Genomic DNA, 12,194 nt, shown 5'->3' on the forward strand with positions numbered 1-12,194 from the left:
TGCGCATGATCAAAGGGTTCGAGCACGGCGTTGCAGGCGTGAATGGGCAGCAGATTGCATATTCCAAAGGCGGGTCTGGACCCGCCTTACTGCTGCTGCACGGTTTTCCGCAAACCCGCGCCATGTGGCATGCGGTGGCCCCGGTTTTAGCGCAGAATTTCACCGTGATCGCCGCAGATTTGCGTGGCTACGGCGACAGCTCGGCCCCGTCCGAAATGTCGGCCTACAGTTTTCATGAAATGGCTGCTGATCAAAGTGCGTTGATGGCCCATCTCGGGTTTGAAACATTTCATTTGGTTGGTCATGATCGCGGCGCACGTACGGCGCACCGGTTGGCACTGGACGCACCAGAGACAGTTAAGTCATTGACCTTAATGGACATCATTCCAACGCACACATTGCTCAGCGATCTAACCCAGCAGGTTGCGCGTGATTATTATCACTGGTTTTTCCTAGCTCAGCCCGCCCCGTTTCCTGAAACGATGATCGGTCACGACCCTGATGCGTACTATCAAAGCTGCCTGCTAGGTTGGGGCAGCGCGGCGCTTGAGGATTTTGATCCAGATGCACTGGCGTCCTATCGTCAAAGTTGGAACAAACCGGAAAACATCCGCGGCATGTGCAACGATTATCGCGCGGCAATCGATATAGACTTCGCATTGGATGCCCAAGATTTGGGGCGCAAGATCACCTGCCCTGCGTTGATTTTATACGGAGCCGACGGGGTCATGGCGCAACGCTATGACGTGCCTGCCACGTGGGCAGAACGATTGTCACACATGCAAAGCGCAGGCATTTCGGGCGGACATTTTTTCGTCGATCAGCATCCGATGGACACGGCGCGGCACCTGTCAGAATTTCTACTGACGCAAGAGCGCGCGCCCTAGATCACCCCGTTGAACCGCTCCGGCAGCACATATTGCGTGCCATGATCCGGTCGATCAAACTGGTAAAACCCAGTGTCGCCGCGGGCGGTAAAAGACCGCTGCATTTTGCGTCGTAGCGGTTTCATATCAAAACCGTCCTGCATTTCGAGTTTGGCAAATTCCTCGAACACATCGCGATCTTCGCCGCGCGCCTCGGCAAACCAATGCCGCCCGATTGAGGCTTCTTTGACGCTGGCGTTCACTTCTTCGGTCACTTGATTGCGGTGATCCATGACGCCCACGTAGGCCCCGAAGTCGCAGAATTTCAGGTGCATCAGATACAGCTGATCCGGTGTGTGCAACTTGGCGTATTGGGTGAAATGTCCGCCGCGCGCGATTTTCACCGGGGCCGAAATAATGCAGGGTTTCGAGTAATGCGGCGCTGGACGCACGTGGCGACGCGGGCCAAGGATCGCATCATCGATCACCTGGTCTTCGACGTCGATACGGTGGATCACCTCTAGGCCTACGGGGGTATAAACGCGGCCCTCTGGCGCATTCTGCAGGAAATCCAACAGGTTACCACCTGCATCGGGATCGACCACAACCAGTTCGTCCACATCACCGACAATCACATGACGATAGTAACGCCGCAAACCGCCCGTGATGTTGTTCAGCAAGCCCCAGCGTTTAACGTCAAAATTCTTGTGCGGATCACCGGGAATACCGATGATGTTGCAGCCCTCGGCCAGCTTGGCGACCTCGTCCCCGCGCCCGTGATTGACGATATAGCAATTTTCGCGCCCGAACATTTCGCCGTAATGACGCAACCACGCCTTTAGAAAAAACGCATCATCGCGCACCATCGTGACCGCTGCTACTGTCTGCATATCGTAACCTACCTGCTCGCCCTTGCGCTTGCCTGCGCTTTGTCTCGCACCCTAGCCGTTCCCCTGCTACAAGAGAATCGTTAATTTACGCATGCGTTCGACAGGAGCCCGACATGTTGCCAAATTCATTCGCAGCGTCAGGCTTTCATGCACGCCCCGTGGTGCACGACATCGCACGGTTTCACGTTTTGGGCGAACGATCGTCCGGGACCAACTTTGTCAAACGGCTGTTGGGGCGCAATACGGCGCTGAAACCAACCGAAGCGTTGGGCTGGAAGCACGCGTTCATGCACATGCGCGCGGTGCCGGTCGATCTGGCGGTGGTTTGTGTGGTGCGCAGCGCCGACAGTTGGGTGCGCTCGATGCATGCCAAGCCGTGGCACACGACGCCTGCCATGCAAAAGCTGGATTTTGAGGATTTCATCCGCGCGGATTGGGACACGGTTATTGATCGCCCGCGCTATTTTGACGACTTGGACCGTCGCACTTTGGGCCAACCGTTGCAGTATGATCGTGATCCCGTCACCGGCAAACGGTTCGAAAACATCTTTGCGTTGCGCACGGCTAAATTGCGCAGCCTGATCAGCATGCTGAACCGTGACTGCGCCTGTGTTCTGCTGCGCATGGAAGGCGCGACAGCCGCCCCCGAAGACACGCTGTTGCATTTGCGCACGAGCCTTGGTCTTGAGCTGAGCACAGATGAATTCCGCCCCGTTATCAAACGCTTGGGGTCAAACTTTAAAGCTGCGATAGACAAACGTCCTGAAACGCCCGACGCCCTAAGCGCAACTGACATCGCGCACATGAAAGCCCACCTCGATCTCGATCTCGAAGCGCAGCTTGGCTATTCTTACTAACCTGGTTTTCCGGCCCATTTTTTGAACAAAATCGCGGTGAAATGCAAAAGGGTCGCTCATCAATTGATGGGCGACCCTTTGTTTACGCAGTGGCGCGGTTGACGGGGCTCGAACCCGCGACCTCCGGCGTGACAGGCCGGCACTCTAACCAGCTGAGCTACAACCGCCCGCTGCGTTTGGGTGTAATATGGCCAGTGCCCTTCCCCGTCAAGCGGCCAAATGCACAAAATCAAAGTTTATTTCGTTGCGCCCTGTCAGGCAGCAAAATGTGCCGCTGTTCCCGAAATACAATGGGACAATCGCATGCGGAATTACGGACACATGGCGCAATCGCATCTTAGCGGTCACCTACAGACATCACCCATTTTTCATAGAAAACCTGGTCATCTTTCACCAGAGTGCGCAGCCGGCCCATCAGCTTTTCATTACTCACAATCGCAGATTTCTCTGTGTGGTAGTCTTTGTAGATATCCTGGGTGACATTGCGCCGGATTCGCTCGGCCGGCAAACCCAAGCGGGCCATAACCAAATCCCAGTGCGGCACCAGATCCGCAAAGTCACCGATATAGTCGAATTGCCCCATATCCACGCTTCGAAAAATGCAGTTGGTGTAGAAATTCTGGATCAAATCAAAATGCGCGAACTCTTCGATTGTTGGCTTTTCAATATGAAACTGCGCGTTAAAGCGGTTGGCGGGATTGGGCTTTGTGCCTTTCCAATAAAAGTAGTTGGACATCATTCGTTCTAGCGGATCACGCAAAATACATGCGCAATTGGCCGCTTGAACCTGGCCATATTTCAACACCGAAAAATGTCCTGCAACAGCCCGCTTGCCTTGCAAATTCTGTGCGTGATCTAGATCAAGAAACGCTTTAAAATCAGCATTATACAATGCGTTCGGATCAACAATCTTGTCCTTGTAGTCCAACAACAGGTCGGCACCATATTTTTTCTTAATGGCGTCAACGATCGATGCGCCGCCCGCTTTGGGGACGTGGACAAAAATGAAGTCGAGATTTGGATTAGACTGCCGCATCACTGCTGTTTTTCTTCCGAATTAGATCATTTGCGCATGCAGACAGTGCAACGCGAACGACCCTAAAGTACAGCAATCATCGGCACTGCAAACCGTGGTGTGTCTTTGAAGACATCGGGGAAAGAATGGTGGGTCGTGAGAGGCTCAACACATGAAGCCAATGACATTCAACAAAAGTCAGCACGCATCAATCCCAGTCATCAGCAATTGCATTCCACAGTGGATTGCGGTGGGTCTCTGGTGGGTTGTTTTTGAACGAAAAGACGAATGATGTGATGACGAAAAAAGTGGGTGGAAGCAGACACAGTTAGCAGCATTGGATAGAGGTCAGAAAGTCACCGCAGAGGAAGGCTTGCGATTTCATAACGGCGGTCGTGGCCGTTGGGAATGCGATCTGCGTGTCTGCGGGGAGCGTCGCCACCCCGGTCTTGGTAAATTTCCGGCTGTTGGCATCAAAGCCGCTGAAACCAAACTAAATCGGCTTCGGCTAAAAGCGGAAAGCGGCATTGATCGTATCGGTAAAGCGTCACCTCCCGAAATGGGAGAAACCCTGCATAGGGCGATCAAAATTGGTAACATTGCCCCGCTATGGTTTGCTGAACATCGTACCACTATGAAAAACGAAGGCGAAAAAACGAGATATTAAGGTGAAGTCGAAAATCATGTCATTGCACCGTTCGGCCACATGGCGCGGATCGATTTAAACCTTGTTCACCTTTCTTTGGCATTCGCTAAGCGCAGGCATGGAAACGGTGACAAGACTGCCTCCGGTGATCCACAGTGGTGCTGTCGTACCGCAATACGGTGACGGGAAAGTTTTACCAATCCGGGTTCAGATTCGAGATGGGCCATAGTGTAATGCGCAATGGAGGAGGAAAAGCCCTGCTATCCGTCAGAGCGGTTCGCAATAGCGGCACAGATATTGCGGTTGCAGCGAATGGCCGGTCTGTTGAATCTGCATCGCAACGCTCGACACTGTCGCGAAGGTCCACAAAGGGCCGTTTGTGTCGATGCAACCTTGTCAGGCCCCCCCATGATGCCGCCAAACGGAGAACGGCAAGAATGAGTCCTCTTTACCGAATTTCGGCAATGCGGCCAATGTCTGCTTCCAAGTTAGATGCAAAAAAATCCAGCAACTGATTGATTTTAAAAAGGTTATGTGGTTTGCGCCTGTTTCACAAATGAGCGTTTCTTGAAGACTTAAATGGCCAATCTGTGGGCTTGGCGACATCTAAGAAAAGCTCGGTCATATGGGCGTAGTCCCTTACGTCGAAGTCAGTTATGTAGGACTAGTAAGTTCTCCATAATGTTACGAGAAACCGCATGAACATTCTAAGCTACCTTGAACAAACGTTGCCTCAGAACTCACAAGCCATCGAGATTGGCGTATTTAAGGGTGGATTTTCCCGAAAGTTTTTGCGGCGTTGCAATCCGGCAAGGCTGATTTTGATCGACCCGTGGGTCAGCGTAGATGACCCTGCACATCGATCAGCGTGGTATCATTCAGAGCGCGGAAACGACATGGAAGCGATATACAACGATATACGCACTCAATTGAGACCTGAAATTGATGCTGGTCGCGTGGAAATTTACCGCTCCACATCTGCCGAGGTTCTTCCTAACCAACCTGACGGCGCATTCGACTTTATTTTCGTGGATGGGGACCATTTGTATGAGCCCGCATTACTCGACCTAAAAGTGTCGTTTCAGAAATTGAAGCGTGGCGGGATCATGCTCATCGACGACTATAAAATGGACGCGAAATTCTGGTGGGGCGATGGCGTTGTTCGAGCGGTTCACGATTTTCTAGCGCAACATTCAAGCAATATACTCCTAGAGAAAGTCACGGACGGGCAGATAGTCGTCAAAAAAATAGGGAGCTAACACTGCCTCTACCCCCGCCACAAACGCCCGTTTGTTGAACGATTTACTCCAAGCCGCCATTGGCGCAGTCGCAGCGAACGGCAGCTTTGTCCCGCACAGCCGCCATCGGCGCTGTCAAATTGCTGCGTATCATCGCCAATGTCGGCTTTCGGGGAAGCTGCACCGCAGCACCGAGCGCTACAACGAATGGCATCTGTGGGTGGCTCCTGCATTGCAAGCGTTTTCTGTCGATATTTGCGGTCATTTTTGTCAGTACTGTCGTCTGTCCGGCCTGTTTATGTTTTGGCATTGCCTCCACTGGCCCTCCCTCTCATCGCTGCAAGCAGCGACTGCCGGGCAGTGGATGAATTCCGCGAGCGAGGTTCCGATCGGCTTATCGACCTCAGAGGGCCGCTGCCATTCCCGGAGTGTCCTTACTCTTGGTTGACTTAATTCCGCATCATCACTTCAACGTCTTGCATCTCTTGGCAGTTGGCGTGGTTAGAACGCTGGCTGCCGATATTCCTGTTTCTTCGTCAGCATGGCCCAGATGATCCGAGCAGCTTTGTTGGCCATGGCTTTTGTCGCCAGCCTGATTGGCTTGCCAGCGATGATCTTTGCGGTCCAAAGGTCTACTTTCTCCGGTGAACGTTTTGCCATCACGGCGCGAGACGTCATGCCAACGACCAGCAATTTGCGAATGTAACGATCACCCTTCTTCGTGATCTTGCGTAAACGTTCTTTTCCGCCGCTCGATTTGTTGAGCGGTGTGAGACCGAGCCAAGCCGCAAAGTCACGCCCGGTTCTAAATGGCTTTGCATCACCGATCGTCGCAATGATCGCAGATGCTGTAATTGGACCAATGCCGGGCATGCGCATTAATCTCCGTGCATCTGTGCTCAGCAAAGCATGCTGCTCGATCATCTTTGAATACCCCGCAATGCGTTCGTTCAAGCCAATGAACTGATAACACTGCATCCCAAGCATTCCATTTGCGATGTCTGGCATATCCGGGTGATCACCATCGAGATGGCGCTTTGCGAACGCAGTGACCGCCTCGACGCCAATTGGCAGAATGTGCCCGAACTCGCGCAACAAACTGCGGATCATATTGGCCATCTGGGTGCGTTGTCGGACTGCCAAATCACGGGTGCGATGGATCGACAAGACAGCCTGTTGATCCTCGGTCTTGATCTCGACAAAGCGCATTGTCGGACGCCTGACGGCTTCGCAAATTGCCTCCGTGTCTACCGCATCTGTCTTTCCGCGTTTGACATAAGGCTTCACATAGTTTGCTGGCATAAGCCTGACGTCATGACCGAGCTTGCGCAACGTACGGCCCCAATGGTGTGAGGATCCGCAGGCCTGCATCCCGATCGTGCAAGGCGGCAAAGTCTCAAAGAACGCCAAGAGCTTTGCACGCTTGATCGCCTTGTTGAAAATCACGCGTCCGTTCTCGGAAATACCGTGAACTTGGAAAACATCCTTGGCCAAATCCAGGCCGATTGTTTTAACTGTCATGAGGTGGCTCCTTTCCTAGCAGTCGATGACAACTGCACTTTGGCACATTCGATGCCGGTGAAGCAGGAGCCACCCACCTCATCCGCTTTCGGGCCGCCCATGCAGGTCCGGGCGAGATCGATCAACGGGATCATTGCAATGCCGCTAACGGCAGGTCTGAGCCCAGATTGACCGATGCTGCACAATGCGTGAATGTCTGCTATCTGAAGCGAAGAAAAGAATGCTGGTGTCTCAACTATGTCTGACAATTGGATGTTACTCGTCCCTAAACTACCAAAACATATTCCTTCGCCGGGCGAAGCTAATGCTGCTTTCGACCTCCTTAGAGAAGCGATGCCCGATGCTGATGAAATCGAAATTGGTCAGAATGAGAGTGTCCAATTTTTCGACTGTGGTGCGAATCTTGAAACGATCGCATGTCCTCACTGCGAGGCTGATGTCGGCTTTGAGTGGTGGGGCGAGACTATGTCTTCAGACTATGACGAAAAAACAGGGTTTCAACTAGATGAATATGAACTGCCGTGTTGTTCGAAATTCGCTTCGCTTGATGAGCTAATTTATGAGTTTCATCAGGCTTTCGGGTGTTTTGCGTTGAGCGCTATGAATCCGAACATAGGGAAAATGTCGGATGATACGGTAAGCAAAATTGAAACGGCAATGGGTTGTGAGGTATCGGTCGTCTATCAACACATTTGAACGCTGCTTTCATAAGCCGACATTCGAGCAAATGCCGCGAAAGCCCTCTTTAAGCAATGCTGCGGGGCGCACGAACGTCGGCTTTGCCGAATAGCCATTTTGAGGTAGCTTCCCCCTATTCGACGGACTGCCGCCATGCGGCTGAAAGGTGCGCCACATGGCAAAGAGCTTTGATCCCCCAAATGTCTGGAGCCCTTTTGGGGCCTTCTCCCAATCTGTAATCTCCGGTGACGGACAGACTATTTACCTTAAGGGACAGGTCGCGCTCGAAAGGGACGGAAAGATTGTCGGTGAGGGTGATATGGCGGCTCAAGTCGCACAAGTTCTCCAGAACATTTCCGACATCCTTGGTGCAATGGGGGGACGGATGAGTGACATCGTATCGCTTCAACAATTCACAACAGATATTCAGGCTTTCATGCGATGCAGCGAGATGCGGATGCGCTTTTTCGAAGCGCCGTATCCTGTGACAACAACTCTGGAAGTTTCGTCGTTGTATGACCAAAGGCTGCTTGTAGAGATCACCGGAATTGCAGAAATTCCAATTGATCGTTTCATTCTGCCTGACACGGCTCAGGAAAAGCATCAATAGGAACGAAATCAACCCGCTCTTGTGTTGAGCCGCCGATCACGCGATGGTCGCCATATATCTTATATCCAGACTATTAGATGTTGGAAATTCAAACAATTATGCTTTTCAGCGCCGCCAGTTTAGCGCTTGCCGTGACGCCAGGGCCTGACATGATCTTGGTTGCAGCAAGAAGCGCGGCTCAAGGGTGGATGGGCGCGATTGTCCCAGATACAGCGGTGGACAGGATAAACGTGCCTTGGCATTGTGCGGCTATCAGGACGACCCCAAGGGCATTGCGCCGCGTGGCAAGCACAAGCAACTATTCGCGGGCAATGGAGTGGGGGTCGATGGGAAGGTCTGCGATCTCTCTCATACTCATCCGGCGAATGCAGGGGTGGGACAGTGGGTCGCGTCTCCATCGCGCGTTGTCTTCTGTGCACTTTGACAGCTTGGCCTGCGCATGGCTGCCAACAAATTTGCAAACGAGTATGTAAATTTTATATAGCATAACTTCAGTAAATCAGAATTTTTCTAACTGAAGAATCGATAAATTGCAGATAGTAGTATAGCATAGCTATATGAGAGAACTGAATGGAATCCATCTTGGCATGCTGCGTTCGGTCGAAGCTGTCGCGCGTCTTGGTAGTTTGCGTATTGCGGCCGATGAACTAGGTGTCACGCCAGGGGCTGTAAGTCAGCAGATAATAAAGGCCGAAGCTCAACTGGACCGGCAGTTGTTCGAACGTCTGCCAAAAGGTCTCGTTCCGACCGCCATTGGACGTCAGCTTGCAGAGCATCTGAACGACGGGTTTCGCGAGATCGAGAAAGGCATTAACGCAATACGGCCCAACGCAACGGATGCAATCACAATTTCAGTCGCACCGGTGTTCGCTGGAAAGTGGCTTGTTTGGCGCTTGAGCCGTTTTTCGGCAGAACATCCGTCCATCCGGGTGCGGATTGATGCCTCAGTCGACGTGATTGACCCACGCGCAAACGCTGTGGACGCTTGCATTCGTGTCGGGTGGGGCGACTGGCCAAATGTTCACACGGAAAAACTGTTCGACCAACGGGTGTTTCCTGTTTGCGCCCCGTCGCTGGCAGACGCCATTGTGGTCCCTTCAGATTTAACAAAAGTTCCGATCATTCAAGAGTCAACATCGATGTTCGGCTGGGACGTATGGCTGGGCCCGAATGATATGCAGGCAAGCCAGCTTGGCGATGGACCAATGTATTCGGACGCGTCGCTATGTCTCGATGCGGCGATTGCCGGTCAGGGGGTGTTTCTTGCATGGGAAACGCTTGCTCAGGATGCGTTGGTGGCGAAACGCCTTGTGGCGCCACTACCGGGACGTTTTCGAACTGGAATTGCGTATTGGTTCGTCGAGCCAGAACGGGCACTCAGGTCCCCCCAAGTAGAAGCCTTCCGCAACTGGTTGTTGAAAGAACTTGCGCAGGCGCGCTCATGAAAGCTCTGCGTTCGATTGCTGTAACAGGTGCGGCTGGCCGGATCGGGCGCGTCATTTGTACTGAAGCGCGCAAAAGAAACATTGACGTGGCTGGCATTGATGCCATCCGGCGTGATGGGGTTTTTCTAGCGGACGTGCGCGACACAAACCAGCTGAGCAGATTGTTTGAAGGCGTTGACTGTGTTTTCCATTGTGCAGGGTTGCATGCGCCACATGTTGGGCTGCAATCCGACGATACGTTCAAATCGATTAATATTGATGGGACTGCAAGCGTTCTACGCGCCGTTGAGATCGCAGGTACAGGTCGTTTCGTGCTGACAAGTACGGCCGCTATTTATGGGGGTGGTTCGGCAATCGGCCTCGCACCCGGCAGGAACGGCTTACACCATCCGCATTGTACCCAATTCTAAAACCTTTGATACAACCAGTAAACAAAGAGAGTTTTTGATGATCTCTCTAAATCGCAAAACACTTAAGCGTTTGATTTAGAGCATATTTTTTCAATGCTATGGTGGGTCGTGAGAGGCTCGAATTCTATGACGAATCATATAAATCAATGACTTACGAGATGAATTGTAACTGTGTAACTGCCTATGCAATGACCGAATGACGTTAGGGCAACTATTTTACCCAACTTCTACCTCAGATATTTTTTTGACAACACCAACAAGCGATCACTCAGTTGTGCTTCAGAGACCAATATGGCAGTTTCGCCGAGACATTTTGAAGAGAAAATATATGGCCGGTAACGAATACAAACTGCATTATGAGCAGCTAGAAGACGTAGTGTTTCCTTCAAAAAAGGGTATGCAACGCTACCTCGCACAAGAAAGCGAAGCGTGGGCTGCGTTTCTAGACTATGTCCAAGACAATCTAGCCACCCCAATTGCAACCAATGGCGGTCAGAACTCAGTTAATGCTGAGAGACTGGCGGCAGCAGCTGACCTGCCCCCCGAAACTTCCCTCGTTTTAATGTAAAGTTTGCTCAACTTTCGAAGGAGCAAACAAATGCGACAGAGTCGTTTTACTGAGGCCCAGATTATTGGGATGATCAAAGAGCAAGAAGCTGGAATGCCAACGGCTGAGGTGTGTCGGAGACATGGCCTGAGCCCTGCGTCGTTCTACAAGTTCAAAGCCAAAGGTGGCATGAACGTTTCTGACACCCACCGCCTTAAATCGCTGGAGGACGAGAACGCCAAGCTGAAGCGTCTTCTGGCGGACACGATGCTCGACAATGTTGTGTTGAAAGATTTGCTGGGAAAGAACTGACGACACCGAATTTGCGACGGGCTGTAGCACGCAAGGCAATGCGGGATCATGATATCTCGCAACGTCGTGCGTGCAGGCTGGTCGGTGTCGATCCCAAGACCGTACGGCGCGACAAGCCGCCGGATAATCCAGAAGTTCGCGAAGAGATGAAGGCGATTGCCAGCAAACGGCGTCGGTTCGGCTATCGCCGGATTGGCGTGCTGTTGGAACGCAAAGGCATGATTATGAACCACAAGAAGCTGTATCGTCTCTACACCGAGGAAAAGCTGGGTGTCAGGCGGCGCAGAGGCCGTAAACGTGCGCGTGGATCGCGGACACCTATGCCCGTGGCTTTGCGCCCGGGCGAGCGTTGGTCGTTGGATTTTGTGTCGGACACGTTTGGTGCGTCTCGCAAGTTCCGCATGCTGGCAGTGAATGACGACTGCTGCCGTGAGAACCTGTGCCTGATGGCCGATACCAGCATCTCTGGCGCTCGGGTTGCCCGTGAATTGGACGCACTGGTGCGCGTCTACGGAAAGCCTGCTTGTATTGTCAGTGACAACGGGACGGAGTTTACCAGTCGCGCGATCCTGAAGTGGGCTGGCGATAGCGACGTGGATTGGCATTACATCGATCCGGGCAAACCGCAGCAGAATGGCTTCATCGAAAGCTTTAATGGCAGCCTGCGAGACGAGCTGCTGAATGAGGAGATCTTCGACACTTTAGATGACGCCCGCAGAAAACTGGCGCTTTGGCGATACGACTACAATCAGGTCAGACCGCACTCGTCTCTCGGGAACAAAACGCCCACTGAAGCGCGCCGGGCGCTTGAGCAACTTGAGGGCTCCGCGCACGACGCGCTTGCCCAAACTGACGATGAAGAATATGAAATCCAAACCCGCAAACTCTCGTTATGAATGAGGGAGCCTCGGGGGGCAGGTCACCTGCGGTTCGCCCTGCGTGGCCTTGGATTGCATCCATCACACGATCAGAGATACCGAGTTCGATACACTGTGTTTTAAGGCGATGCCGCCAAGCGTGGTTCGGTGCCAACCCCTCTGGCCTCAATTCTGCAATCCGCAACCAATCAGCAAGCTGGTTTGAAATTTGCTTCGATTTACGGACGTAGCTGTCTGGTGTCATGCCATTGTGAAACAACGGTCCCTGCCTTGCACCCTTC

General features: G+C 52.5%; 13 protein-coding genes and 1 tRNA gene. 10 read left to right on the forward strand and 4 right to left on the reverse strand.

The window, feature by feature from the left end:
* Nucleotides 1–5 precede the first annotated feature (5 nt).
* Nucleotides 6–887, forward strand: a complete 882-nt coding sequence (locus ACFIO0_RS08915; protein WP_390914995.1) for an alpha/beta fold hydrolase — start codon at nt 6–8, stop codon at nt 885–887.
* Here ACFIO0_RS08915 and ACFIO0_RS08920 read toward each other — a convergent pair.
* The gene (locus ACFIO0_RS08920; RefSeq protein ID WP_390914996.1) at nt 884–1,756 is read right to left on the reverse strand and encodes a glycosyltransferase family 2 protein; all 873 of its coding nucleotides are present in this window, start codon (nt 1,754–1,756) and stop codon (nt 884–886) included. The two genes, ACFIO0_RS08915 and ACFIO0_RS08920, sit on opposite strands and share 4 nt — an antisense overlap.
* A 113-nt stretch (nt 1,757–1,869) precedes the next feature.
* On the opposite strand from ACFIO0_RS08920, the gene ACFIO0_RS08925 reads away from it, so the two are divergent.
* On the forward strand, nt 1,870–2,613 hold the full coding sequence (locus tag ACFIO0_RS08925; protein WP_390914997.1) for a hypothetical protein: 744 nt from the start codon (nt 1,870–1,872) through the stop codon (nt 2,611–2,613).
* A gap of 90 nt (nt 2,614–2,703) precedes the next feature.
* On the opposite strand, the gene ACFIO0_RS08930 is transcribed toward ACFIO0_RS08925, so the two are convergent.
* Nucleotides 2,704–2,780, reverse strand: a tRNA-Asp gene (locus ACFIO0_RS08930).
* 170 nt (nt 2,781–2,950) lie between these two features.
* Nucleotides 2,951–3,649: a hypothetical protein gene (locus ACFIO0_RS08935; protein ID WP_390914998.1), complete on the reverse strand. Its 699-nt coding sequence runs from the start codon at nt 3,647–3,649 to the stop codon at nt 2,951–2,953.
* Nucleotides 3,650–4,001: 352 nt separating this feature from the next.
* Between ACFIO0_RS08935 and ACFIO0_RS08940 the strand changes: the two genes are divergently transcribed.
* Nucleotides 4,002–4,295 carry a hypothetical protein gene (locus tag ACFIO0_RS08940; protein WP_390914999.1) on the forward strand — a complete coding sequence of 98 codons (294 nt, stop codon included), beginning with the start codon at nt 4,002–4,004 and terminating at the stop codon, nt 4,293–4,295.
* Between the two features lie 677 nt (nt 4,296–4,972).
* Complete coding sequence (locus tag ACFIO0_RS08945; RefSeq protein ID WP_390915000.1) at nt 4,973–5,533, forward strand: class I SAM-dependent methyltransferase; 561 nt, start codon at nt 4,973–4,975, stop codon at nt 5,531–5,533.
* A 480-nt stretch (nt 5,534–6,013) separates the two neighbouring features.
* Here the strand turns inward: ACFIO0_RS08945 and ACFIO0_RS08950 are convergent, their stop codons facing one another.
* Entirely contained in the window at nt 6,014–7,033 is a 1,020-nt protein-coding gene (locus ACFIO0_RS08950; protein WP_390911032.1) for an IS110 family transposase, read from the reverse strand.
* 237 nt (nt 7,034–7,270) lie between these two features.
* Here ACFIO0_RS08950 and ACFIO0_RS08955 point away from each other — a divergent pair, with 237 nt between their 5' ends.
* The 6 genes from ACFIO0_RS08955 (at nt 7,271) to ACFIO0_RS08980 (ending at nt 11,931) form a co-directional block, all read left to right on the forward strand.
* On the forward strand, nt 7,271–7,729 hold the full coding sequence (locus ACFIO0_RS08955; protein ID WP_390915001.1) for a hypothetical protein: 459 nt from the start codon (nt 7,271–7,273) through the stop codon (nt 7,727–7,729).
* Between the two features lie 157 nt (nt 7,730–7,886).
* Nucleotides 7,887–8,321 (forward strand): Rid family hydrolase, encoded by a 435-nt coding sequence (locus tag ACFIO0_RS08960; protein ID WP_390915002.1) that lies wholly within the window; start codon nt 7,887–7,889, stop codon nt 8,319–8,321.
* A 557-nt stretch (nt 8,322–8,878) separates the two neighbouring features.
* Nucleotides 8,879–9,766 carry a LysR substrate-binding domain-containing protein gene (locus ACFIO0_RS08965; RefSeq protein WP_390915003.1) on the forward strand — a complete coding sequence of 296 codons (888 nt, stop codon included), beginning with the start codon at nt 8,879–8,881 and terminating at the stop codon, nt 9,764–9,766.
* Entirely contained in the window at nt 9,763–10,176 is a 414-nt protein-coding gene (locus ACFIO0_RS08970; RefSeq protein WP_390915004.1) for an NAD-dependent epimerase/dehydratase family protein, read from the forward strand. Before ACFIO0_RS08965 ends, ACFIO0_RS08970 begins: the two co-directional genes overlap by 4 nt.
* 328 nt (nt 10,177–10,504) lie before the next feature.
* A complete protein-coding gene (locus ACFIO0_RS08975; RefSeq protein WP_390915005.1) occupies nt 10,505–10,744 on the forward strand; it encodes a hypothetical protein in 240 nt (79 codons plus the stop codon).
* A gap of 30 nt (nt 10,745–10,774) precedes the next feature.
* Nucleotides 10,775–11,931, forward strand: a protein-coding gene (locus ACFIO0_RS08980; RefSeq protein ID WP_390910992.1) for an IS3 family transposase whose coding sequence is annotated in 2 segments (ribosomal slippage) — nt 10,775–11,021 and nt 11,021–11,931 — 1,158 coding nt in all. Because the reading frame shifts where the segments join, the coding sequence is not laid out codon by codon here.
* The last annotated feature ends 263 nt before the right edge of the window (nt 11,932–12,194 follow it).

Origin of the sequence: Pseudosulfitobacter sp. SM2401 (assembly GCF_042932805.1) — a bacterium.
Taxonomy (GTDB): Bacteria; Pseudomonadota; Alphaproteobacteria; order Rhodobacterales; family Rhodobacteraceae; genus Ascidiaceihabitans.